The sequence below is a fragment of the Pigmentiphaga sp. genome (assembly GCF_019689535.1).
Lineage (GTDB): Bacteria > Pseudomonadota > Gammaproteobacteria > Burkholderiales > Burkholderiaceae_B > Pigmentiphaga.
Genome location: NZ_JADGHH010000031.1, coordinates 1 through 23,920 on the forward strand (window position 1 = coordinate 1; position 23,920 = coordinate 23,920).

Sequence of the window (23,920 nt, forward strand, 5' to 3'; positions counted from 1 at the left end):
GACTGGGCTCCTGGACCGAACGAACCCGAAGCATGGCCGAGCCCACGACGATTTCGTCCTCGGGCAACAGTGGGCCGTACTGCAAGATGCGCCGGCCATTGACGTGCGTGCCCCCCAGCGAGCCAAGGTCTTCCACGAATACGCCTTGCGGGCGTTCGAACAGGCGCGCATGTTGGCGTGCGACGCGCCAATGTCGCAGGCGTATCGGACACTCTTCACCGCGCCCAATCAGCGCCGGAGACGCCACGGCACGAACGCAGCGATCGCTCCCCTCGATCAGAATCTCTACTTCCAGCATCAGTGCTCCATGAAAGACACGTCCGGCCGTACCGGCACGTTCAACCTCTCCGGTCCGAAAGTCTCTTGCAGCAAGCGCTCGCTGCGACCAATGCGCTCGAGCAGGCCGGGATTGCGCTGCGTCACCACGGTAGGCGTCACGAATATGGCAAGCTCCGTTTCCCGCCGCTGGAAACGGCGGGAGCCGAACAGCGGCCCGAGAATCGGTAATTGCGATAGCCCTGGGAGCCCGTCGAGGTCCTCTGACTGCTCCCGGGAGAGAAAACCGCTCAACACCAGCGTCTCGCCCGACCGCACGTTGAACTCTGTCGAGGTGCGGCGCACCTTCAGAGCAGGGCCACCGCTGGCAACGAGGGAAGGATCGACGGCACTGACCTCGACGTCGATGACCGAGCGCACGGTGCCGCTCGCATCCACCCTGGGCGCGATTTCCAGGGTGACGCCGTAGGGCTTGAAGGTCGTGTTCGTCGCTCCATTTTTGTCCACGGTCGCATACGGCACCTCGCCGCCCGCCAGGAACCGGGCGGTTGAACCGCTGCGCGCCGAGAGCTGGGGCTGGGCGAGAATCACGGCTTCGCCACTTTGGGCCAGGGCCTGGAGGCGAGCGGACAATAGCGCATTCACGCCCAAATACCCCGCGGGCGAGGTCACCGGAAACGGCAGTTCGATGGGGCTGTCCCCGGGGCGCATCGCTGAATCGCCCGCTGCGGCGCGCAATGGCCGTCCCACCGCCGCGTCCCATGCCAACCCCGCGTTCAGGCCGCCGGTGGTCGCGCCATCCCAGCGCACGCCAAGCTCGCGCAGCCTGGCGCGCGGCATTTCGACCACCTTGACGTCCATCATTACCATGCGCTCCCAGCCGAGCTGGCCCGTGAAATCGACGACTTGGGGATAGCGGCGGGCCAGCGCGGCCACCTTGGCTTGGTCGGCATCGCTCAAGTCGTCGCCTTCGACGATGACCTTGTCGCCTACGACGCGACTACGCACGGATGGAATGGAATCGAGGAAGGCCGCGATTTCCTGCTGCACGCGCGCGGAATGCCCCGGCACGACGGTGATCCGCATGCGCTGCATGGAACCGTCGCGGTCCCAAATGACCAACGAAGACGTGCCCGTGGCATTGGCGAACACCACCACTTCGCGATCGTCCGCGGTAGCGGCGCTGATGACCCGGCCGTTGCCCACCGCGATCCGCGCCACATTGGGCGCCGGAAAGACCTGGGTTTCTCCGACGAACATTTCGACGTCCGGCAAATCCTGCGCAACCGAGATGCCCGGCTGCGCTTCGCCATCCTCCCGCAGCCAGGCCGGCCACGCAGCAGGCGGCGCCTCGGAGCGCGAGACAACCGGCCACGCCAACAACACAAGCATTGCGACAAGCGCACGCTTTTCCCGGGCACCGCAGGTCATGGCCGTCCGGACGCCTCCGTGATCGTACCGCCGCCCGGGCCGGGGCTCGCTTCCGCACGAACGCTCTGCGACCACCTAGCGGAGTTGTCATACGTCGTTTCCCCCCCATCCGTCCACTCGCCCTCCGGGGCGGCCCCGACGCCATGCGGTTCATCCAGGCGAGGAATGCTGCGTGGTGCTTTGTCGCCATAGATCACCGCCACGCTGGACGACGGACGCCGCGGTTTCGGCGCAGGCGCCTTGAGGCCCAGCAATGCGGGGAGATCGCCTGCGGGCTTGGGGGGTGAGGAACTTCCGTCGCCGGGCCGGCGCAGCATCGCGGTCAGCACCCCCCCGTCACGCGCGGCGATGAGCTTGACCGCCTCGTCCGGGGTCGCGTCCAGGGTCACGGTGGAGAAACCACTCCGCCCGGATTCCCCTTCCGGACCGGAAGAGTCGGTATGGTGTCCAGTCGCCAAGACACGCATGCGCTGCAACAGCGGCACGGTCACGCGCTTTCCGCGATGATCCAAGGAAACGTATAAATCGATGACGTCGCCCGGTTGCAGCAAACCGGAGACGGAGCTGATTTCATCGACCGGGATGGTGACCGCCCGGCGGCCTTCTGCAAGCCGATCGGACAGCGCGGCGGGGCGGTCCGGCGCCAGGTATGCCCAAAGAATGGGGTCGCCGGCCCGCACAGGATGCGCCAGCACGCCACCCTCGACTTGCGCAAACCGCTCCGGCGCAATGAAGCCTGAAGGCAGCCATTCACCTGGAATATCCCGCACGGCGACCGTTTCGATCGTTACGACCTGCCCCGGCCGCAAGTCGACCGACGCCACGACAGCAGGGGTACGCGCTGCCAACGCTTCGGCTTCGATGGCCTCGATCCGGCCCTGAATGTGCCGCTGGCTGAGCCATGCCGCGGCGGTGCCCGCTCCCAAGGCCACGGCGAGCATCCACCACTTCCTGTCTACGCGCAACCGCAGGACTGCGAGCTTCATAGCGGCATTGCCACCGATGCGGCAAACCGCCTGTGGAACCCAGCCAAGGCATCGAGCAGCCATCCGAGCAAACCGCCGCCTTCGCCCAGGAACCCCAAGCCCGCCAACGCGATCACCGCTGCGGCCAGGACGATGTATTCCACGGCGGATTGACCGGCCTGCCGACGAAAAGCCCCGAACGAACGAGGCACGCTCATTGCAGCCTCCACCCAGACATCCTCCCCACGATTTCGATGCTCACCACGGCGCTACCGGCGCCGCTCTCCACGACGAGCAGCTGCAAGAGCCTGCCTGCCCGCCGCCATTGGCTTGCCGCTCCCGCGCTCGCGCTGGTTCGCCTCCAACCACCCCTGCGCAGTGCTGCATCCAAGGCCCGTGCCAAGGACACGGCGTCGTCCGGGTAGCCACAAACCTGCTGCACGACCTTGACCCCGTCTTCCACGGACTCGACGTCTAGCCACAGCTCGCCGCCTTCCGGCAGCCACGGCGCGCGCACTGGAGCAAACGGACGGGTGCTTTGCGCGATCGCGACCACCCCTGCCGAAACCTGTGGCCCTGCCTGGCGCAACTGCACCAGCCAGGGGCGAACGCCATCAGCGCCCGTCAACATGACGCCGTCTGGCAGGGGCAACAGCCACGCGCTCCGGCCGACTTGCCGCGCCATGGCAGCGCCCACGGCAAGCGGAGAACCCGGGGCACGAAACAGGCGAACATTCATGTCGGCGCCGTTGATCCGCATCCGGCCGCCCCACCCCAGGTCCTTCGCACCCGGCGGCAGGGATGGCGCAGCAGCATGCGCACGGCTGGGCACGGCCGCGCCAACGAACAGCGCGACGACGCAGCCCGACGCCAAGCGCGCCCACCGGATGAGTGCCAGGCGATACGGGTACATCACCGAACCTCATCCAGGCGATCCGCCGGCACCAGGCCGGACCATGCGGAGAGCCAGTCGTATTGCGGCAGGGGCCGATTCCAGGCAGCATCCACCCTTCCCGTGGCCGACTCCACCCGCTTCCCCGCGCGCGCAGTAGCTTGCGCGGCCCTGCCCCAAGCGTGAGGCGACGCATCGATGCGCGCTTGGGCGTCGGGGTCGCTGTCGGCATGCCCCGCACCGGCGAGGATGGCAAACCGGCTCGACAATACCCCGCGCCCGGGTAAAGAAAAGTTGCGAGCAGCAGTAGAGAGCCGAGGCTCCGTCGACACCTCCCCGGATACGATGCCCGGGTAATCGTGCAACAGTTCTGTTCGCAAAACGGTTAGAGACGCCCCGCCCACTTGCGCGCTCTCGGAGAGATCCTTCCTCGAAAAAGCCGCCCGCGTCCATTGGCCTTCACCGCCCGAACCCAACAGCGGGGCCCCGTCGTGATTGCGCCATTGGCGCGCATGCGCGCTGAAAAAATACGCCGGCGCCCTCGCGCGTTCGACCGGCGGTGACTCTTGGGCCGCGACGAATGCCATGTGCCGGCCGGCAAACTCCGTTTGCAGGGCAAGGTCCTGCAAGTGGCCCACGAGAGTCCCCAAGAGCCATATCAATGCGACGGCGCCCAGGGCCAACACGGCTTCCACCGCCGCTTGGCCGTCATGACGCGATCGGGCCGCCGCCTTCACTTCCCCGCTCCCTGCCGGTGCCACGCTTGGGCGCGCTCAGGCGGGTCGACCAGACTCAGGCGCGCTTGCCAGTACGGCATGAAAAGACTGGGCCTTTCCTCGCGCCTGTCGCTGCGAGGATGGGGCCGCCGAAAATAGGTTTCCGCCGCTGCGACCGCCGCCATGGCATTTCCGGGAAACTGGGTGCCGAACCACAGCCTTCCTGCGCCGGCACGCGGACCTTTGCCATCAGTGGTCGCCATCGTTGCGGCAGGCTTGACGGCACGGACGGCGAACCGCAAGGCCACCTCGCCATCCTCAGGCCTTCCGGCCTGCGCAATCTCGGCAAACGAGGGCAACCCCCGTCCGGGCCATGCGACCGACTCCGACATCGCACAGGAATTCGCGAGCGGGTTGGCATCGCCGTCGAGCAGGTCCCAATTCGTATGCCTGCGTACCCAACGCCAGAAATCCTCATCTGCAAAATCGGCGGGGGGATCCTCGACATGGGGGAGGTCATCGTCGGGCTGCTGTGGATCGCCCTTCGCGGCCCCCCAACCCATGGGGTACTCGCGGTAGTAGCACCCTATCCACCGATTCGAGCGCAATGCGTGAAACGACTCGGTATCGACGGACCGCCATACGCCCAGGTCCAGCAGCGAGGTTGCCCCCCGCCGCCGCAGCTCATGCTGCAACCATGGGCAGCGCCACTCCGACGGCAACAAGGCGCGACGCGTCGCATTGCGCGGAGCCAGGAACCCATGGCGTGAAGCGGCATCTTCGACCATGCCCTTGAGGCGTCCTCTGGCCTGCCCCCCGTAACGGACGACGAACCCCGGCAAGGTATCGGCCAATAAGGAGCTGTCGAGTTCGGCCTCCGCACCGGGGAAGTGCGCCGCGAATACTTCGCGCATTGCTTGCATGCGCGACGCGGCGAGTGTCTTCTGCACCGTGGCTTGCGCGCGAACCAGCACGTCGTGCACGATGCGGTCATGTTCGGCAAAAGCTCTTGCCAATGCGCCGTCCGGCCAAGCAGCGTGCGTGCCGGCGCCGGCTGCCGCTGCCGCGCTGCGATAGGCCTGGCCGTGGGACCGACCGAACAACCCACCGATCAACGAGGCCGGAGGATTGGCACGCGCCAGCTGTCGCGCCTGGGCGTCGCCGAACTTTGCCCATGAAGCCAAGGTGACGGCATGCGCCATCGCAATCTGGTGGGCGACGAGTGCGCGGTTGGTGTAGGCGAGGAAATTGAGGCCTCGTGCCTGGACCAATGCCCCGCTGTATGCCGCGGCATCCAGCGCGCTCGACAACCGCACTTTTTCTCGCAGCAGTTGGCCGCCGTTGAACGATTGGACCAGCCCGGCAGCCACCGCGGCGAGCAACACGAGGGCCAGGGCCAACGATTGTCCGGATTGCACGCGCGCCATGGCGTCGACTCAATGCGCGCCTGCCTGCGCCGCGTTACCGGTGAACGACTTGAGCGAGCGCGCGGCCGTTTGAGACCTAGCGCTCTTGGCGGCGCTCTGCGCGGCCCGGGACTCGGCAGAGCCGTCCTCGCCCGCGATCTCGCGGGCCATGGCCGCGGTCTGCGAGCGCACCACCTGGCCAAACAATTGATAGACGGCGATTGCTGCGACGGCCACCAAAGCGACGATGATGACGTATTCCACCATCGATTGGCCGCGCTGACGGATGCGGAAACTCGAACGGGAATGGACAGGCATGACGAGGCTCCCGCCCCGCGCGCCGGGCACCTGCCCGGCCGTCCGCGGAACGTCCCGTCAGTTTTCCGGGAGGGCCCCGCCCCCGCAATGCGAGGATCCCGTGACGGACAGAGATGTCATCCCCGCAAGTGGGAGAAAGGGCGCGCGGTCACCGGCGGCAGCCGCGCCGCCCGCCCATCGTTTCTTTCTCCTAAAGATCGAGCTTGCTGATCTTGGTGCCTTCCACCGAAAGATTGGCCATGAGCCCCGCGTTGGTGATTGCGAACGCCACGACGGGAGCACGCGCGGTGTTGGTGTCGATGGACGCGTTGATGCCGGCCTTCACCACGGCAACCGATCCGTCCACGCCTGCGGTCCAGCCGCTGCCGGACTTGAAGCGATCGAGCTCGGCCTGGTTCATGAACATGAAGATGAGCGCCTTGGACTGCGCGCCGGCCTGGAAGCCGAAGGAGCCGCTGGCGGTACTGTAATAGCCGGTGGTGCGCCCGCCCTCGCGCAGCGCGCCCTCGCCGTACTCGCCGCCCACGATGAATCCTGCCGCGACCACATTGGGAAACACCAGGATGCCGCGCGCCTTGTTTCCGAGTTCACGCGAACCCTGCACCGTGCTGTAGAGCCGGTTGAGCGCTTCGTCGACCCCGGCGTCGATGCGGGCTCGTTTGGCGGCAGGCGAGCCGTCGCCTTTCTGGGGGTCCGTAGTCGTGCACCCCGCCGCAGCGAGCAAGCTCCCGGCCAAACCGGCGTAGACGAACTGACGACGTTTCATGTGCTGTCTCCTTGGGTGGTCCTGCCGTCGAGCGGCGTGCGGAAGGCTGCGGCAAGCGTTACGATTCTGCCGCATAAGCGGCGAAACGGGAACAATGCGCCAACCCTTCGTCTTATCCGCCACACCCCCCTGCCCGGCACCCGCATGGGCGAAGACAAGACCCATTTGCGCGAATATCGCAGCGACGCGATGACCCTGCCATTTTTACGGCGCCGCACGGCCCGCCGAACGTAAACAATGGACAAAACGTACAAAATGTTGCCGTTAGGCTGCCCTTGTCGGGGCTAAGATCGCCTAGCGTAAGCGTTGTCGATGCATAACTAGAATGTTCACTGCACAACGACGCCTGATATCGGTTACACCAGGAGGTAAATATGAAAACAAGCACTCTCCCGAAAGTTGCCCTGGTAGCGGTGCTCGGCGCCTTCGTCGCCGGCTGCGCTACCCAGCAGCAAACCAATACGGCGATCGGCGCGGGCGGCGGAGCGGCTGTCGGAGCCGGCCTGGGCGCGCTGATCGGCAACACCCGCGGGGCGGCCATCGGAGCGGGCCTGGGCGCGGTTGCTGGCGGCCTGATCGGCTACAACTGGTCGAAGGTCAAGCAGAATGTCGAGCAGTCCGGATCCAAGGAACTGGGCATCGACATGACAGAGCAGCCCGACGGCTCGCTCAAGGTCAACGTGCCCAGCAGCGTGTCGTTCGACACCGGCAGCTACGCGCTGAAACCGGACCTGTTGCCCGTGCTGGACAGCGTGGCCAAGACGCTGAATGAGCATCCTGAATTGCGCGTGAAAGCCGTCGGCCATACCGACAACACCGGCCAGCTGTCGCTGAACGAAACGCTTTCGCGCAACCGGGCCCAGGCCGTCGCCAATTACCTGATCGGCAAGGGTGTAGCCGCCTCGCGGGTGACGACCGAAGGACGCGGACCGCATGACCCCATCGCTAGCAACGACACGGTGGAGGGTCGCGCGGCGAACCGGCGCACCGAGATTTACCTCTACGCGGTCAAGGGCTGACCGGGCGCACGCGCGCCGCGCCGCAACCATGCGCGAGCCGGCGGGCGCCCATGCCGGGTGCCCGCCGGCTTTTTCGTGCACGCGCGGTCAAACCTGCCTCAGCAGCGGTCTTCTTGGGTAAATTACGGGTTCCTTGCTGCCCGTCAACAACGTTGCCATGTCCCAATCAGCCCCCGCTGCCGCGTCGACGCTCATCGTGCGCGACGCTACCGAAGCCGACATGCCAGCCGTCCAGGCCATCTACGCCTTCCACGTGCTGCACGGTGACGCGAGCTTCGAAGAAATCCCCCCCTCCGTGGAGGAAATGTGCCGGCGACGCGAGACCGTGCTCGGCATGGGTTTGCCCTATCTCGTCGCCGAACAGGACGGGGCCGTCGTCGGCTACAGCTACGCCGGCAGTTATCGCACCCGCCCGGCCTATCGCTACACCGTCGAGAACTCAGTCTATGTTGCCAGCGATTCCGGTAGACGCGGCATTGGCTTTGCGTTGATGAGGGCCCTCATCGCCCGTTGTGAAACGGGCCCCTGGCGCCAGATGATCGCCGTGATCGGCGACAGTGGCAACGCCGCATCCATCGCCCTGCACCGCAAACTGGGCTTCGAGCACAAAGGCATACTCCGCAGCGTCGGCTACAAGCACGGCCGCTGGGTCGACTCCGTCCTGATGCAGCGCCCGCTTGGCGAAGGCGACCGCACCCCGCCACATCCGGCATGAGCGACATTCGCATAGGCATCTCCGGTTGGCGCTACGCGCCTTGGCGAGGGATCTTCTACCCCAAGGATCTCCCGCAGAAACAGGAGCTTGCCTATGCTTCGCGCGAATTCTCCACCATCGAGCTAAACGGTAAACGGCTCGTTCTACGCCCTGCAAACGCCCGAGCGCTATGCTCGCTGGTACGCGGATACGCCGCGCGGTTTCCTGTTCAGCGTCAAGGGGCCTCGCCTGCTCACGCACATGCTGCGGCTCAAAGCCGTGCAGGAGCCGCTCGCCAACTTCCTTGCCTCCGGCCTGCTCGAACTCAGGGAAAAGCTCGGCCCCATCCTGTGGCAGTTTCCGCCCAGCATGCGCTTCGATCCGGACCGATTTGCGTCCTTCTTCGAGGCCTTGCCGCGCGCCACGAATCAAGCCCGTGCGCTGGCCCGAGGCTGCGGCGCGCGGCTCGGAGCCCCGGGACGCCATCCGCATGGATGGCAAAGCCCGGCGAAGCACCGGCCGCGACGTATTCTGCTACTTTGACAATGACGTCAAGGTGCAAGCCCCGCGCAATGCCAAGACGCTGATGGCCAAGCTCAAGCTGCCCATGCAGGCCGCCTAAGCAAACCGGGCCGCACAGGGTACGCTACGCCTTGGGAAAAGGCCGGCTCAAGAAACGCGAGCCGGCCAAGCCGAAACGCCACGGTACGTCCCGCGCCTTGGTGATGCCTATCCGCGGCCCCGTGACGATGGGAGGCTCCTCCTCACGGGGATGCAATACGAATGGCGGACTATCCAGCGCCAGGCCGTCGAACCCCCGGTCTATGCCAAGCGCCTGTCCTACCCGGCCGGGCCCCGAACACAGCAGCCGCACGTCCTCCACGCCGCGACGGGCCTTCATGCGCGCTATCCCGTGGGTGGGCTCGAGGGCGCGAATCAACACGCCCGCCCCGTGGCCGGCTTCCCGGCACACGAAGTTGAGGCACCAATGGATGCCGTACGAGCGATACACGTAGGCCCGTCCAGGCGTACCGAACATCGACGCGTTGCGGGGAGTCGGCCCGGAAAAGCTGTGCGAGGCGGGATCTTCCCGATCGTAGGCTTCGGCCTCGACGATCCGTCCGCCTACGCCGTCGACCAATACGGTCACGCCGATCAGCTGGCGGGCCACTTCCGGGGCAGGAGCGTGGAAATCAATATGGGCGAGCAAATACGTGGGACGCATTGCGCCAATTTTGCCAAGACTTCCGCGTTCTTGACCTACACGGTACGCCAGGGCTGCGCGTCACTCGACCAACGCCTCCCCTTTCGCTTCGGTGGTAGCCACCGCGCGCAGCGCATCCTCGACGGTCTCGAGGAAAATGAACTGCAGCTGCTTGCGCGAATCCTCAGGAATATCGTCCACGTCCTTGCGGTTGCGGGCCGGCAGCATGACGGTCTTGATGCCGGCGCGCAGGGCCGCCAACACCTTCTCTTTGATGCCCCCCACCGGCAGCACCAGCCCGCGCAGGCTGATCTCTCCGGTCATGGCGCGGTCGGGCGGCACTGGGGTGTCCGTCATCAAGGAAGAGAGCGCGATGAACATGGCTACCCCCGCGCTCGGGCCATCTTTGGGAATGGCGCCTGCCGGCACGTGGACATGGATGTCGTTGCGCTCGAATAGCGAGGCATCGATGTTGAGGGACGCCGCGCGCGCCTTCAGCAGGGTGAGCGCCGCCTGCGCGCTCTCGCGCATGACCTCGCCTAACTGCCCCGTCAGGATCAGCTTGCCACTGCCTGGCGTCCGGCTCGCCTCGATGAAGAGAATGTCGCCGCCCACTGGCGTCCAGGCGAGCCCGGTCGCGACGCCCGGCAAGCCGGTACGCATGGCGATCTCGCTCTCGTAACGCCTGGGCCCCAACACGGTATGAAGATCGGCGACGTCGATGCGCACGTGTTCCGCCGTCCCCTCCGCGATGCTCATGGCGGCATGGCGGAAGGCGCTGCCGATCTCCCGCTCCAGGTTGCGAACGCCCGCCTCGCGCGTATAGCCGTTGATCACTTCCCGAATCGCGGCATCCGTGATCTCGCACTGTTCCGCCCGCAAGCCGTTTGCCTCCAGCTGCCTGGGCACCAGGTAGCGACGCGCGATCTGCGCTTTTTCCTCCTCGGTATAGCCTGGCAGCGAGATGACCTCCATGCGATCGCGCAAAGGCCCCGGGATCGAATCGAGCACGTTGGCCGTCGCGATGAACAACACCCGCGAGAGGTCGAACGGCACACCAAGGTAGTTGTCGCGGAAAGTGTTGTTCTGCTCGGGGTCGAGCACCTCGAGCAAGGCCGCGGCCGGGTCGCCCTGCACACTGGCGCCGAGCTTGTCGACTTCGTCCAGCATCATCACGCAATTGTTGGCGCCGGCCTTGTGAAGCGCCTGGATCACGTTGCCCGGCAAGGCGCCGATATAGGTGCGGCGGTGGCCGCGGATCTCTGCCTCGTCGTGCACGCCGCCCAGGCTCAGGCGCACGAATTTGCGTCCCGTGGCTTTGGCGATGCTCTGCCCGAGCGAGGTCTTGCCCACCCCCGGCGGACCGGCAAAACACAGGACCGGGCTCTTGCCGTTCGGATTGAGCTTGCGCACCGCCAGATATTCCAGGATGCGGCGCTTGATCTTCTCAAGGCCGTAATGGTCTTCGTCTAGGATGCGGCGCGCCTCTGCAATGTCTATCCTGTCTTCCGTGGACACCGACCACGGCAATTCGATCAGCCAATCGAGATACGTCCGGATCATCGAGTACTCGGTGGAAGCCTCCGGGATGCGCTCCAGGCGCTTGAGCTCCTTGCGCGCCTGTTTCTCCGCCTCTTCGGGCATCTGCGCTTTGGTGATCCGCTCGCTCAGTTCCGCCAATTCAGCGCTGTTGCCGTCCACTTCACCCAGTTCTTGCTGGATGGTCTTGAGCTGCTCGCGCAGCATGACTTCGCGCTGGCGGTCCTCAAAGCGCGCCTTGGTTTGCTGATCGATGTCGCGGCTGATGCGCAGGACCTCGATCTGGTGCGCCAATAGCGCGAGCACTTTGTCCGCCCGCGCGATGACGTCCACGGTCTCGAGCACCTCCTGCTTTTCCTGCGGCTTGATCTCCATCAGCCCTGCGATGAAGTCGGACAACACCGGGGTCGACGTCATGTTTTGAATCGACGCCGACAGCTCCGCAGGTGCCTGGGGAAGCAGCTGCAACACTTCCTGCGATTTCGTCTTGAGCTGGATCAGGCGTGCCTCGATCTCGGAGGTCGTGATCTCGGGATCCTCGAAACGCTGCACGCGCGCAACGAGGAACGGGAACCCCTCGAGCAGCTCGATGATGCGAAAGCGCTGCACGCCCTGGCAGATCACATGATGGGCGCCGTCCGGCGTCGTGACATAGCGAAGGATGTTCGCGACCGTTCCGAATTCGTGCAGGTCGCTGCCCTGGGGCTCTTCGACGTCTGGACTGCGCTGCAGGATGACGCCGACCTGGCGGTTGGTCCGGGCAGCATTCTGCGCAGCGCGCACCGACCCTTCAAGGCCGACCGCTATCGGCGCCACCAACCCCGGGAAGAGCACGAGGTTGCGCACGGGGATGAGCGCAAGGGCATCGCTGGGAAGCTCGATGGTCGCCGCCCCGCTCGACGCGGAGGCCGGGGCGCCTGCGGACTGCGCAGGCGCTTCCTGTTCCGGCTGACGATCCCGAAATTCGTTTTCCATGGCTTTCACCTGTCCCGGTTCACGTTACAGCTATCCCAGCTTGAGCAAGGTCAGCACCAAGCAACCGTCTACCAGACGGGATTCGCGGATCTCGAACGCGCCGGGCGGCAACGTGATGCGGCGCTCGAAGCGCCCGTAGGGAATCTCGATCCGGCGGATGTGCGCCTCGGAAGGCGCTGGCAAGACGCGCTCGCCCACCACCGACAGTGTGGCGCCTTCGATCAAGACCTGCACCTGGTCGGCGGACACACCGGGCAACGCGACCACCACGGACAAGGCCCGCCCGGTCTCGAAAATATCGATCGGAGGTTCCCAGGTCGGCCCGCTCGCACTGCCCTGGCTCAGGCGGAAAAACTGCCGGTGGAGGTTGTCGGCCTGCTCCAGCAGTTTGACCGCATCGATCCACATGGTGTTGGACGGTTTGCGATAAATCATGGTCCTAGTCCTTGCACGAGCCTCGCCCCATGCCTCCAAGTTAAGGCGGCCGCCCGCGTCTGGCAATAGGGGCGACGATGCGTTCGCCGCCCGCGTCGGCTTGGGCGAGGCAGCACGGGATGGACGATTTGCTAACAAATGTGTCCCAAGGAAGGTGCGGGCGAACGCCTCGGTTTCAAGGCTCCGTGTCGATGCCGGGGCGGGCTGCAAGAGGCGTACGCAGCGACGCCCCTCCCTGCAGTTGCGGCGCCACGCCTTGCCCTCATATAGTCAAGCATGCTTCGCGCGCCCACCTCCCCCGACCCGTTGCAGGGCTTTCACCCGGCGGTCGCTACCTGGTTCCGCCGCGCATTCGAGGCTGCAACGCCCGCCCAGCGCCTTGCCTGGCCGTCCATCCGGGCCGGCCGGCCCACGCTCGTGGCGGCACCGACCGGTTCAGGCAAGACGCTCACCGCCTTCCTGGCCGCCATCGACGAGTTGGTGCGCATGGGCGTGGATGCCGGTGGCGCACTGCCCGACGCGACGATGGTGGTGTATGTCTCGCCGCTGAAAGCGCTCTCCAACGACATCCGCGCCAACCTGGAGGCACCGCTCGAAGGCATCACCCGCGAACTGGAACGACTGGGGTGCCCGGCACCGGTCATCCGCACGGCGGTGCGCACCGGCGATACGGCGCCCCAGGCCAGGCAGGCCATGCGCAAGCGCCCGCCCCACATCCTCGTGACCACGCCCGAATCGCTGTACGTCCTGTTGGGCTCGGAGGGCGGGCGGAACATGCTGACGGGCGTCCGAACCGTGATCGTGGACGAAATCCATGCGCTGGCGGGGAACAAGCGCGGCTGTCATCTCGCGCTGAGCCTGGAAAGGCTCGACGCGCTGTGCAGCCGGCGGCCCACGCGGATCGGGCTCTCGGCTACCCAGAGACCACTAGAGGTGGTCGCTCGCTTCCTGGTCGGGCGTGCCCGCGCAGGCGAGTGCGAGGTGGTGGACATCGGCCATGGCAAGCGTCGTGACCTCGACATCGAGCTGCCCCCCGTTCCGCTGGAGCCGGTCATGGCCAACGACGTCTGGGAGCGGGTCTACGACCGGATGGCGGAATTGGCGTCGCAGCACCGGACCACGCTGATCTTCGTCAATACGCGCCGCATGGCCGAACGGGCTGCCCGGCACCTGGCCGAACGCCTGGGCCCGGACGCCGTCGCGGCACATCACGGTAGCCTGTCGAAAGAGCATCGGCTCGAAGCCGAGCAACGGCTCAAGCAAGGCAGGCTGCGTGTGCTGGTCGCGACCGCCTCGCTGGAGTTGGGCATAGACATCGGCGAGGTGGACCTCGTCTGCCAGGTCGGATCGCCGCGCAGCATCTCGGCCCTCCTGCAGCGCGTGGGCCGCTCGGGACACCATGTAGGCGGGGTTCCCAAGGGGCGCCTGTTCCCGACCTCCCGCGACGACCTGGTCGAATGCGCGGCACTGCTGGATTGCGTACGCCGGGGCGAGCTCGACGCGCTGCGGCTTCCGAAAGCGCCGCTCGACGTGCTCGCACAACAATTGGTCGCCGAGGTCGCATCCCGGGAATGGAGCGAGGACGCGCTGTACGAGATGGCTCGCGGCGCCGAACCGTACGCGGACCTGGAACGCCCGGCATTCGACGCCGTGCTTCGCATGCTGGCCGAGGGATACGGCAGCAGCCGCGGCGTACGCGCCGCGTATCTTCACCGCGACCGGGTAACCGGCACCGTGCGGGGCCGACGTGGCGCCCGCCTCACCGCCGTCACCTCCGGCGGAACCATTCCGGACAATGCCGACTACACGGTACTTCTCGAGCCCCAGGGCTTGATGATAGGCACGGTGAACGAAGATTTCGCGGTGGAAAGCCTCGCCGGCGACGTGTTCCAGCTCGGCAATGCGTCATATCGCATCCTCCGCGTGGAAACCGGACGCGTGCGCGTCGAGGATGCACACGGCGCAGCGCCCAGCATTCCCTTCTGGCTCGGCGAGGCGCCCGGACGCAGCGATGAGTTGTCGGCGGGCGTATCGAGGCTGCGCGCCGACGTCGAACGCCTGCTCGGCCAACGTGGCGACATGCCCGGCCTCGAAGGTGCGACCCGCGCCCTCATGGAACGCATTGGACTGAATGAAGCCGCGGCCCGGCAGGTCATCGAATACCTGGCGCATGCCCGCGCGGCGCTGGGCCGGCTACCCACCCAGGATGCGCTGGTGATGGAGCGATTCTTCGATGAGTCGGGCGGCATGCAGCTGGTGATCCATTCGCCGTTCGGCAGCCGGCTCAATCGCGCCTGGGGGCTGGCCCTACGCAAGCGTTTCTGCCGCAGCTTTAATTTCGAACTCCAGGCGGCCGCCACGGAAGACGCCATCGTGCTGTCATTGTCGACGGGTCACAGCTTTCCCTTGGATGAAGTCTGGCGCTACCTGCGATCGTCCACGGCAGAACGACTGCTGATCCAGGCCTTGCTCGACGCCCCAATGTTCACTGTGAGGTGGCGCTGGAACGCTACGATTGCCCTCGCCTTGCCGCGCTACGTGGGCGGCCGCAAAGTGGCGCCGCCATTGCAGCGCATGAAAAGCGACGACCTCCTGGCGGCGGTGTTTCCCGACCAGGCTGCGTGCCTGGAGAACATTGTGGGGGAACGGGAGATTCCCGACCACCCGCTGGTTGCCCAGACCATCGACGACTGCCTGCACGACGCCATGGATGCGGATAGCTGGCTGGCGCTGTTGCGCCGGATCGAGCGCGGTGAAATCGAGCTCGTGGCGTGCGACCTGCCGAGCCCTTCTCCGCTCGCCATGGAGATTCTTAGCGCGCGCCCCTATGCCTTCCTGGACGATGCTCCGCTCGAAGAACGCAGGACGCAGGCGGTGATGGCGCGCCGCTGGGCGGCCCCGGCGTCGACCGACGAGCTTGGGGCGCTCGATGCCGGCGCCATCGAAGCCGTCGCAGCAGAGGCCTGGCCGCAAGTACGCAGCGCCGATGAAATGCATGAGGCCCTGATGAGCCTCACATGCCTGACGGAGGCGGAAGCGGCATCCAACCCCGGCTGGCCGGACTGGCTCGAAGAGCTTGCGCAAACCGGGCGTGCGACCCGGCTCCTGCTGCGGCGCGGCGGCCTCTGGACGCCGGCGGAACGCCTGACCTGCATGCAGGCACTGTATCCGTCCGCCGATTGCCATCCTCCGGTCGCGCCGCCTCCGGGCTGCGACGAAGCTTGGGACGCCGAAGAGGCTGCCGTCGAAGTCCTGCGCGCGCGGTTGACGGGGTTCGCTCCCCTTGCGTTGCGGCGCATCGCCGCCGACCTCCTCCTGCCTGAGGCAATGGTCGCCTCGGCGCTCGCCAAGCTCGAGACGGAAGGCTACGTCATGCGGGGCCGCTTCCATCCCCGCGCAAGAGAGGAGGAATGGTGCGAACGGCACCTGCTGGCACGCATCCACCGCTACACGATCAGCCGTTTGCGCCGCGAGATCGAGCCGGTCGAACTGCAGCACTTCATGCGGTTCCTCCTCGAATGGCAGCATGTCGCACCCGACTCCCGGCTGCGTGGCCCCGACGCGCTCCTGCCCATCATCGAGCAATTGGAAGGCTACGAAACTGCAGCGGGAGCCTGGGAGGCAGAGCTGCTACCCACACGGATCGAAGGCTACAGCCCCGACTGGCTGGATGAGCTGGGCCGGGCCGGCAAAGTGACCTGGATGCGGCTGGTGGCTTCAGGACGCGCCGCGGCCACTCCCGTTCGGTCCACGCCCATGGTGCTGCTGCCGCGGCGTCATCTGGCGAAATGGCAGGCGATGGTGCCGCCGGACTGGCAACCCGATTTTTCCGCACGGGCGCGGCGCGTGTACGAGGCGCTGGCGCAACACGGCGCGATGTTTTTCGAAGAACTGCTCGAGCAATCCAGGCTGCTTCCGAACGAACTAGAAGCGGCGCTGGGCGAGTTAGTGGCCGCCGGGGCGGCACACTCCGACAGTTTCGCCGGCCTGCGCGCGCTGCTGGTTCCCCCGTCCCAGCGCACGGCCCGCGAGCGCCGCCGCGCGCGTCAGGGCGCACCGTGGCATCTCATGGACCATGCCGGCCGCTGGGCGCTATGGCGTCGTCCTGCGGCCGATGCCAGCCCGCGGGAGCGCCGCCGCATCGACCCGCTATCGCTGGAACACGTCGCCCTCGCGCTGCTGCGCCGCTACGGCGTGATTTTTTGGCGCGTGCTCGAACGCGAGGCACGCTGGCTGCCGCCCTGGCGCGAACTGTTGCCCGTGCTCCACCGGCTGGAAGCGCGCGGAGACATCCGTGGCGGACGATTCGTCGCAGGCCTGGCCGGCGAACAATTCGCGCTGCCCGAGGCCATCCCCCTGCTGCGCGCCGTGCGGCGGCGGGAGCCCGCCGGCGAGCTGGCATGTGTCTCGGCCGCCGATCCGCTCAACTTGACGGGCACCCTGTTGCCAGGCGAAAAAATCCCGGCGCTGACCAACAACCGCGTACTGTACCGGGACGGCCTGCCTGCGGCCGCCGCCGTAGCCGGAGATATCCGGTACCTGGTCGAGGCGGAGCCCGACGAGCGCGAGCGCCTGCGCAAGGCCCTCGTCTCACGTCCCTGAAGCGGCCTGCGCCCATCGCACGCTGCCCGCCATGTTGACCATGCAAATTCGAAAAGCAGAAATGCGGAAAACAGAGGTATTCGCCTGACGCCCGGGGCTACAATGCTCAGTTGCACGAGCGGCCATTCCGCCCCGGCCCGACAGGCCTTCCGGCCCGGCTCGACGCCATCTTCGTCAAACAGGAATCGTCAGCATGATCATCGATTGTCACGGTCATTACACCACTGCGCCGGCCGCTCATACGGAGTGGCGGGAAAAACAAAAAGCCAACTTCAAGGCCGGTGGCGACATCGACCCGGCCTATCCCAACATCTCCGACGACGAGATCCGGGAAACGATAGAAAAGAACCAGCTGCGGCTGCTGCGCGAGCGCGGCGCAGACATGACGATCTTTTCGCCCCGCGCCTCGGCCATGGAACCACACGTCGGCGATGCGCGCGTCAATGAAATCTGGGCCCGCCGCTCCAACGACCTCATCAAGCGCGTGGTGGACCTCTACCCCGACACCTTCGTCGGCGTCTGCCAGCTCCCGCAGACCCCGGGTACGTCCATCAAGAACGCCATCGCCGAGCTCGAACGCTGTGTCAACGAACTGGGTTTCGTGGGCTGCAACCTCAATCCCGACCCGTCCGGCGGCAGCTTCAGCGCGCCCCCACTGACCGACCGCTCCTGGTACCCATTCTTCGAGAAAATGGTCGAGCTCGACGTGCCGGCGATGATCCACGTCTCAGGCTCGTGCAACTGCGCCATGCACGCCACCGGCGCCTACTACCTGGCGGCGGACACGATCGCCTTCATGCAGTTCATCGAAGGGGACTTGTTCCGGGACTTTCCCACCCTGCGATTCATCATTCCGCACGGAGGCGGCGCGGTGCCCTACCACTGGGGCCGCTACCGCGGCCTGGCCGACATGCTCAAGCGCCCGCCGCTGGCCGAACACGTGATGAAGAACATCTTCTTCGACACCTGCGTCTATCACCAGCCCGGGATCGACCTGCTGTTCCGCGTCATCGACATCGATAACATCCTGTTCGGCTCGGAGATGGTCGGCGCCGTGCGCGGAATCGACCCGGAAACCGGTCACTATTTCGACGACACCAAGCGCTACATCGATGCGCTGGACCTCTCCGAAGAAGACCGCCGCAAAGTGTTCGAGCTGAACGCGCGGCGCGTCTATCCGCGACTGGACGCGCAACTGAAGGCGCGCGGCCTGTAACGCAGGGGCGGCGTATTCCATGGCTGGCGGACATCCCGCCTCCATGGAAGGCCAAGCGCTACCCGCCGGTCGCCATCCCCGCCCGCCGGCTCCAATACTCCCAGGCACGCTGCATTTGCGGCGAATCCGGGTCCACCCGGCTGCGTATCTCCACTTCGCCTTGCGTGAGCGGAATCACCTTGCCCATCTGCATAGCCTGCATCAGCACTCGGGCGTTCTCCGGCAAGTAAATCGCCGCCTTCACGGCTTCCACGAGCGAGCGGCCAGTGGTAGTAAAGCCGTGCCCGCGCATTAGCACAGACTTGTTCTGCCCCAGGCAGCACGCCATGTCGCGGCCATGCTCCATGCAGGTGACCAACAGGTTCGTGTCGCCGAACTTTGCATGAATGTCCCATAGCGGCACACGATGCCCCATGTCGCTCGCGGTATGGATGACCGGCACCAGCGGCGCGTCGCATACGGTGAAAGGCAGCACAGATCCGGCATGACTGTGAATGACGGCACGGATGTCCGGCCTGGCCTCATATATCGCGCCATGGATGAAACGTTCCAGATAAGGTTGGTGGCCGTCGTCTTCGACCGGCGTCCCGTCCAGGCGATAAACCTTGATGTCTGCGGGCTCGACGAGCTCGGGGCTGCGCGAACGCGACAGCAAGTACCACTCCGGATTGTCCGGATGGCGGACGCTGACATGACCGTAGGCATCGACCACGCCCTGATGTGCGAGGATGCGATTGGCAGTCACCAGATCGCGGATGAGATCGGTAAGCATGGGAGCTCCCTGAGAATAGATGAAGCTGCGCCAGGCGCCGCGCGCCTGGACAATCTCGTGCAGCCGCTTACTCGATGGCCGTGCCGGACTCTTTGACGACCGCCGCCCAGTGATCCACTTCCTTGCGGATGAAGGCGGCAAATTGTTCCGGCGTCAGGCTCTCGCTTTCCACGCCCGCCCTCGCAAGCCGCTGGGCGACTTCCGGATCCGCTTTCGCACGCTCGATCTGGGCGTGCAGATAATTGATGATGGCGGGCGGCGTCCCGGCGGGCGCGACCAAACCGAACCAGGTCGGGGACTCGAACCCCTCGATGTTCAGCTCGGCCAAGGTGGGCACGGCAGGCAGGCTCGCGAGCCGCTTGCCCGAGGCTACGGCGATGGGGCGCAGCGCCCCGCGTTCGATGTGCGGCATCAGGTCTACCGGCGTAAAGAACTGCAATTGGATGCGGCCCGCACAGCCGGGATCCCTGTCGAGCACGTCCGCCTCGGGCAGCCGGATGTGGTAGCGCTCTATGAGAAAAAGTTCGTACTAGTCAGGCCGGACGGCCACGTCGCGTGGCGGGACGACCGCATTCCTGGAAACGTGAGCGAACTCCTCGCCATCGTCACCGGACATCAAAGGAGAGCCAACCCATGAAACTATTCCGATTCGACGGCGGAAGAATAGGCATCGAACGCGATGGCAGCGCCTTCGACATCACCGATGCGCTCGGCATCGACATCAACGCCTGGCCGCCTGTGCAGACGGTGCAATTGATCGCGGACTTCGACCACCGCATCCCGTCTATCGAAAAGCATGCCAAGACGCGCCCCATCGATCTCGCCCAGGTCAGGTTGGAAGTGCCCATCGCATGGCCCAACAAATTGCTGGCCTACCCCGTGAACTACGTCAAGCACGGGCTGGAAATGAAGTCGAAGAACCGGGCCGACCTCAACGGCTTTTTCCTGAAGGCGAACTCCTCGCTGTCGGGCCCCAACGACCCCATCGTGCTACCCGACCTGCCCGGGCGCGAGATTCACCACGAATGCGAACTGGGCATCGTGATCGGCAAAGGAGGAAAAAACATCTCACGCGCCGACGCATACGACCACGTCTTCGGTTACGCCTGCCTCATCGACATGGTGGTGCGCGGCAACGAAGAGCGTGTCATGCGCAAGTCCTACGACACTTTTTGCCCGTTCGGCCCGTGGATCGTCACGGCGGACGAAGTGCCGGACCCTGCCAACCTGCAAGCCCGCCTATGGGTAAACGACGAGTTGCGCCAGAACGCCAATACGCGCGATCTCATCGTCGACATCCCGGAGATGATTGAAATCGCCTCTCGCGTGGCCACGCTCTACCCGGGCGACATCATCGCCACCGGTACGCCCGAAGGCGTAGGCCCCGTCCAGCGCGGCGACCGCGTGCGCATCGCCATCGATCACGTCGGGGAAATGACCCTCGACGTGCAATGAATGAGGGAGTTCAAACATAAGCGATTCCTTGAAACCGGCGATCGATTTCGACAGCGCGCAAAGCCTCGACCAGCTGCACGCCATGCTGGATACCGTCCGGATGAAAAACGGATGGGCCAAGCCGACCCCATCGCTGTACCCAGAACCCAAGCGACCGTTCATTCCCGCCCACTGGCGCTACGTGGACGCCCGCGCTGCGCTGCATGCCGCGGGCCGGCTCGTGGGTACCGACCGTGCGGAACGCCGTAGCCTGATCATGGCCAACCCCGTTCCGGGGAATGACTACGGGACCACGCGCACCATCGTGGGCGCCTATCAAATGGTCAAGGCGGGCGAATATGCGCGCAGCCACCGCCATACGCCCAACGCCATGCGCGTCATCCTCGAAGGCGCGCCCGACGCCTACACCGTCGTGGACGGGCAGCGCATCCCCATGCTGCCCGGCGACGTACTGCTCACCCCGAACTGGTGCTACCACGGCCACGACAACCAAAGCAGCCAGGACGCATATTGGATCGATTTTCTCGACGTGCCATTGGCCGAATATCTGGGGCCGATTTTTTTCGAAGTCCATCCCGAGGTACTAGAGCGCGCCGGCGATACCGCGCCGCTGTCACCCATGCGCTTTGCCTATAGCGAGTACAGCACCCGCGTGGCCGCCGTACAAGACACCGTCCCCGGCGTCCAATGCCTGGAGCTCGGCCCGCCTCGCCTCATTACTTTCGACCGCGTGATCGTACGCATGAGCGCCGGCGCGCAGTGGACGCTGCCCCGCACTACGGTCAACCAAATATACGTGGTCATCGAGGGCTCGGGCACTACCCGGTCAGGCGACCACACGTTCGAATGGAACCGGGGTGACATGATCGCCATCCCGAGCTGGCACGACCACAGCATGGACGCCGCCAGCAACGCGACGCTCCTGCGCGTTTCAGACAGGCCGCTCATGCGCATGCTCGGCTGGGAACGCACGGCCGCGGCCTGATCTAGCAGGCCGCACGACACCAACTCAAAAGAGGAGACTCCAGGATGAAACCCTTATTCGGCATTTCCATCGCAGCCTGCGCGCTGCTCGGGCCGGTGCTCGCCCAGGCGCAGCCCGCCTATCCGTCGCGCCCGGTCACGATCGTGGTCACCTTGGCGGCTGGCGCCACCAACGACATCGTCGCCCGCACACTTGCACAGAAACTGACGGAACTCACCAAACAACCTTTCGTGGTCGAGAACCGTACGGGGGGCAATGGCACGATAGGCGCGGGCCACGTGGCGCGCGCCGCGCCGGACGGCTATACGCTGCTGCTCGGCAACACCAGTACGCTCGCCATCCACCCCACCCTGTTCCGCAAGCTGGACTACGACCCCGTAAACGGCTTCGCCCCCATTTCCATCCTTGCGGAATCGCCCAGCGTGATGGTCGTCAACCCGTCGGTGCCCGCGCGCACGCTCAAAGAGTTCATCGCTTACGCCAAGGCCCATCCCAAAGGAGTGGCATACGGCTCGCCGGGCAGCGGCTCCCCCTTCCACCTTTCCGGCGAGCTGTTCAACAGCCAGGCGGGCACCACCATGCTCCACGTCCCGTACCGCGGCAATGCTCCCGCCATCACCGATTTGATCGGAGGCCAGATCCAGGTAATGTTCGACAATACGCCGAACGTGCTGCCCCTGATCCGCTCAGGCAAGCTACGTGCCCTTGCTGCCACGTCGCGCGAGCGCATCCCGCAATTGCCTGACGTCCCCACGCTAGCCGAAGAAGGTTTCCCCCGCGCCGAATCGACCTCATTCTTCGCCCTGGTCGCACCGCGTGGCACGCCCCAGCAGGTCATCGAGCTGCTGTCGGAAAAGACGCGGGAGGCCATGCGCGACCCCGGCATACAAAAGCGCCTGGAGGAACTCGGAGCGGTCTCCGTCGGAACCACGCCGCAGGAAACGAAGCGCTACCTCGACGCCGAAGTGAAAAAATGGGGCGAAGTGGTCAAGGCCTCCGGCGCCACGGCCGATTGATCGGCCCCATCGATACCCGCCTCCGCCCGGCGGCAACCATCCCGGCGGAGGCGTTCGATTTCCCGATGCAGTTTGAGGACAAACGATGAAACTGATCAGATTCTCGGCCGAGGGCCGCACTAGCACGGGCGTCGTCGTCGGCGATGCAGTCGTCGACGTCGGGCGCCGCGCGCCGGACCTGGCGGCCATCGACGCCATGCTCGGCGCCCGAGAGGAAGTGGCGCGGCTGGTGCAAGGCGCCACTGCCGACTACCGGCTCGACCAGGTCCGCCTGCTCGCGCCGCTCGAGCGGATCAACCGCATATTCGCGGTAGGCGTGAACTACAAGTCCCATGCCGAAGAAACCGGCCGCGAAGTCTCTCCCCGGCCTTCCGTATTTACGCGCACGCACGAGAGCATCGTGCCGCACGGCGCGCCCGTCATCCGCCCCAAAGCCTCCTCCCGCTTCGACTTCGAAGGAGAATTGGCGGCCGTCATCGGCCGGCGCGCCCACCTCGTTTCCGAACAGGACGCCCTGGAGTATGTGGGAGGCTACAGCTGCTTCATGGATGGCAGCGTGCGCGACTACCAGAAATTCTCGGTCACCGCCGGCAAGAACTTCGATCGCAGCGGCGCCTACGGCCCCTGGATCGTGACGTCCGACGACATCCCGGACCCGACCCGCCTGACGCTGACGTCGCGCCTGAATGGCCTGGAAATGCAGCGCTCGGGCACGGACCTGTTGATCTATTCCGTCCCGCTCATCGTCTCCTACCTGTCGGAAATCACCACGCTCGTCCCCGGCGATGTCATCGCCACGGGCACGCCAGCGGGTGTCGGCCATCGTCGCGACCCGCAAGTGTGGATGAAAAAAGGCGATCGGATCGAGGTTGAAATCACGGACATCGGCATCCTGGCCAACACGGTGGAGGACGAATGATGAGCCATCATACGCAAGGCAACCTGACGGCGGAATGCATGGACGTGATCCACCGTTTCTACCGCGCCCTCGATGCGTGCGATTACGAAGCGCTCGTGGCACAAATGACGCCGGACGGCGTGTGGGAACGGCAAGGCAAGGTCCTCCGGGGCCGTGCCGCCGTGCGGGAGGCCCTCTCCAAACGGAGCGCCGGCGTAGTCACCGCCCATCTCGTGCAAGACCTCGTGGTCGACCGCAAGGACGCGTACTCGGCCGAAGCATCGATGTACGTGGCGGTGCTGCGCCACGAAAGTGACGAAGCCCCCGCCCTGCCCGTGCC

Annotated in this window: 24 protein-coding genes and 1 pseudogene; 12 read left to right on the plus strand and 13 right to left on the minus strand. The window is 65.7% G+C overall.

Annotation, left to right across the window (positions count from 1 at the left end; all coding sequences use genetic code 11):
* From IRZ12_RS04485 to IRZ12_RS04520, 8 genes are all read right to left on the minus strand, one after another.
* On the minus strand, positions 1 to 298 hold a 298-nt coding region (locus IRZ12_RS04485), incomplete at its 3' end, for an FHA domain-containing protein (RefSeq protein ID WP_296464713.1).
* The gene (locus tag IRZ12_RS04490; RefSeq protein ID WP_296464716.1) at positions 298 to 1,668 is read right to left on the minus strand and encodes a pilus assembly protein N-terminal domain-containing protein; all 1,371 of its coding nucleotides are present in this window, start codon (positions 1,666 to 1,668) and stop codon (positions 298 to 300) included. The genes IRZ12_RS04485 and IRZ12_RS04490, both read right to left, overlap by 1 nt.
* 35 nt (positions 1,669 to 1,703) lie before the next feature.
* A complete protein-coding gene (gene cpaB, locus IRZ12_RS04495; protein ID WP_296464719.1) occupies positions 1,704 to 2,693 on the minus strand; it encodes a Flp pilus assembly protein CpaB in 990 nt (329 codons plus the stop codon).
* Complete coding sequence (locus IRZ12_RS04500) at positions 2,690 to 2,890, minus strand: hypothetical protein (protein WP_296464721.1); 201 nt, start codon at positions 2,888 to 2,890, stop codon at positions 2,690 to 2,692. Before IRZ12_RS04500 ends, cpaB begins: the two co-directional genes overlap by 4 nt.
* Positions 2,887 to 3,588, minus strand: a complete 702-nt coding sequence (locus IRZ12_RS04505) for a hypothetical protein (RefSeq protein WP_296464724.1) — start codon at positions 3,586 to 3,588, stop codon at positions 2,887 to 2,889. Before IRZ12_RS04505 ends, IRZ12_RS04500 begins: the two co-directional genes overlap by 4 nt.
* Positions 3,589 to 4,297: 709 nt before the next feature.
* Positions 4,298 to 5,707 (minus strand): hypothetical protein, encoded by a 1,410-nt coding sequence (locus IRZ12_RS04510; protein ID WP_296464728.1) that lies wholly within the window; start codon positions 5,705 to 5,707, stop codon positions 4,298 to 4,300.
* Between the two features lie 9 nt (positions 5,708 to 5,716).
* On the minus strand, positions 5,717 to 6,004 hold the full coding sequence (locus tag IRZ12_RS04515) for a hypothetical protein (RefSeq protein WP_296464730.1): 288 nt from the start codon (positions 6,002 to 6,004) through the stop codon (positions 5,717 to 5,719).
* Positions 6,005 to 6,194: 190 nt separating this feature from the next.
* Positions 6,195 to 6,770 carry a YSC84-related protein gene (locus IRZ12_RS04520; protein WP_296464732.1) on the minus strand — a complete coding sequence of 192 codons (576 nt, stop codon included), beginning with the start codon at positions 6,768 to 6,770 and terminating at the stop codon, positions 6,195 to 6,197.
* A gap of 374 nt (positions 6,771 to 7,144) precedes the next feature.
* Between IRZ12_RS04520 and IRZ12_RS04525 the strand changes: the two genes are divergently transcribed.
* The 4 genes and pseudogenes from IRZ12_RS04525 to IRZ12_RS17550 all read left to right on the plus strand — a co-directional run bounded on the left by IRZ12_RS04525 (position 7,145) and on the right by IRZ12_RS17550 (position 9,105).
* On the plus strand, positions 7,145 to 7,789 hold the full coding sequence (locus tag IRZ12_RS04525; RefSeq protein ID WP_296464735.1) for an OmpA family protein: 645 nt from the start codon (positions 7,145 to 7,147) through the stop codon (positions 7,787 to 7,789).
* A 157-nt stretch (positions 7,790 to 7,946) separates the two neighbouring features.
* On the plus strand, positions 7,947 to 8,504 hold the full coding sequence (locus IRZ12_RS04530) for a GNAT family N-acetyltransferase (RefSeq protein WP_296464740.1): 558 nt from the start codon (positions 7,947 to 7,949) through the stop codon (positions 8,502 to 8,504).
* Positions 8,505 to 8,654: 150 nt separating this feature from the next.
* Positions 8,655 to 8,849 (plus strand): annotated as a pseudogene (locus IRZ12_RS17545) (DUF72 domain-containing protein); the annotation flags it as partial.
* A 70-nt stretch (positions 8,850 to 8,919) separates the two neighbouring features.
* Positions 8,920 to 9,105 carry a hypothetical protein gene (locus IRZ12_RS17550; protein WP_363322295.1) on the plus strand — a complete coding sequence of 62 codons (186 nt, stop codon included), beginning with the start codon at positions 8,920 to 8,922 and terminating at the stop codon, positions 9,103 to 9,105.
* Positions 9,106 to 9,129: 24 nt separating this feature from the next.
* Here the strand turns inward: IRZ12_RS17550 and IRZ12_RS04540 are convergent, their stop codons facing one another.
* From IRZ12_RS04540 to IRZ12_RS04550, 3 genes are read right to left on the minus strand one after another with little or no spacing between them, the layout of a single operon-like run.
* Complete coding sequence (locus IRZ12_RS04540; RefSeq protein WP_296464742.1) at positions 9,130 to 9,708, minus strand: DNA-3-methyladenine glycosylase; 579 nt, start codon at positions 9,706 to 9,708, stop codon at positions 9,130 to 9,132.
* A 60-nt stretch (positions 9,709 to 9,768) separates the two neighbouring features.
* A complete protein-coding gene (lon, locus tag IRZ12_RS04545) occupies positions 9,769 to 12,201 on the minus strand; it encodes an endopeptidase La (RefSeq protein ID WP_296464745.1) in 2,433 nt (810 codons plus the stop codon).
* Positions 12,202 to 12,231: 30 nt separating this feature from the next.
* Positions 12,232 to 12,636: an Hsp20/alpha crystallin family protein gene (locus tag IRZ12_RS04550; RefSeq protein ID WP_296464748.1), complete on the minus strand. Its 405-nt coding sequence runs from the start codon at positions 12,634 to 12,636 to the stop codon at positions 12,232 to 12,234.
* Between the two features lie 276 nt (positions 12,637 to 12,912).
* On the opposite strand from IRZ12_RS04550, the gene IRZ12_RS04555 reads away from it, so the two are divergent.
* Together IRZ12_RS04555 and IRZ12_RS04560 are read left to right on the plus strand one after the other, a co-directional pair.
* Positions 12,913 to 17,238 carry a DEAD/DEAH box helicase gene (locus tag IRZ12_RS04555; protein WP_296464752.1) on the plus strand — a complete coding sequence of 1,442 codons (4,326 nt, stop codon included), beginning with the start codon at positions 12,913 to 12,915 and terminating at the stop codon, positions 17,236 to 17,238.
* 193 nt (positions 17,239 to 17,431) lie between these two features.
* Positions 17,432 to 18,454, plus strand: a complete 1,023-nt coding sequence (locus IRZ12_RS04560) for an amidohydrolase family protein (RefSeq protein ID WP_296464757.1) — start codon at positions 17,432 to 17,434, stop codon at positions 18,452 to 18,454.
* 58 nt (positions 18,455 to 18,512) lie between these two features.
* Here IRZ12_RS04560 and IRZ12_RS04565 read toward each other — a convergent pair whose 3' ends face one another.
* Both IRZ12_RS04565 and IRZ12_RS04570 read right to left on the minus strand, forming a co-directional pair.
* Complete coding sequence (locus IRZ12_RS04565; RefSeq protein WP_296464762.1) at positions 18,513 to 19,226, minus strand: class II aldolase/adducin family protein; 714 nt, start codon at positions 19,224 to 19,226, stop codon at positions 18,513 to 18,515.
* Between the two features lie 67 nt (positions 19,227 to 19,293).
* Positions 19,294 to 19,704 carry a tripartite tricarboxylate transporter substrate binding protein gene (locus IRZ12_RS04570; RefSeq protein WP_296464765.1) on the minus strand — a complete coding sequence of 137 codons (411 nt, stop codon included), beginning with the start codon at positions 19,702 to 19,704 and terminating at the stop codon, positions 19,294 to 19,296.
* Between IRZ12_RS04570 and IRZ12_RS17555 the strand changes: the two genes are divergently transcribed.
* The 6 genes from IRZ12_RS17555 to IRZ12_RS04595 all read left to right on the plus strand — a co-directional run.
* Positions 19,630 to 19,863, plus strand: a complete 234-nt coding sequence (locus IRZ12_RS17555; protein ID WP_363322294.1) for a hypothetical protein — start codon at positions 19,630 to 19,632, stop codon at positions 19,861 to 19,863. The two genes, IRZ12_RS04570 and IRZ12_RS17555, sit on opposite strands and share 75 nt — an antisense overlap.
* On the plus strand, positions 19,860 to 20,681 hold the full coding sequence (locus IRZ12_RS04575) for a fumarylacetoacetate hydrolase family protein (protein WP_296464769.1): 822 nt from the start codon (positions 19,860 to 19,862) through the stop codon (positions 20,679 to 20,681). Before IRZ12_RS17555 ends, IRZ12_RS04575 begins: the two co-directional genes overlap by 4 nt.
* 28 nt (positions 20,682 to 20,709) lie before the next feature.
* A complete protein-coding gene (locus IRZ12_RS04580) occupies positions 20,710 to 21,666 on the plus strand; it encodes a cupin domain-containing protein (protein WP_296464772.1) in 957 nt (318 codons plus the stop codon).
* Between the two features lie 44 nt (positions 21,667 to 21,710).
* Positions 21,711 to 22,682, plus strand: a complete 972-nt coding sequence (locus IRZ12_RS04585; RefSeq protein WP_296464775.1) for a tripartite tricarboxylate transporter substrate binding protein — start codon at positions 21,711 to 21,713, stop codon at positions 22,680 to 22,682.
* Between the two features lie 85 nt (positions 22,683 to 22,767).
* Positions 22,768 to 23,601, plus strand: a complete 834-nt coding sequence (locus IRZ12_RS04590; RefSeq protein WP_296464778.1) for a fumarylacetoacetate hydrolase family protein — start codon at positions 22,768 to 22,770, stop codon at positions 23,599 to 23,601.
* Positions 23,598 to 23,920 (plus strand): nuclear transport factor 2 family protein (locus tag IRZ12_RS04595; RefSeq protein WP_296464781.1); only part of this gene is annotated, 323 nt, incomplete at its 3' end. The genes IRZ12_RS04590 and IRZ12_RS04595, both read left to right, overlap by 4 nt.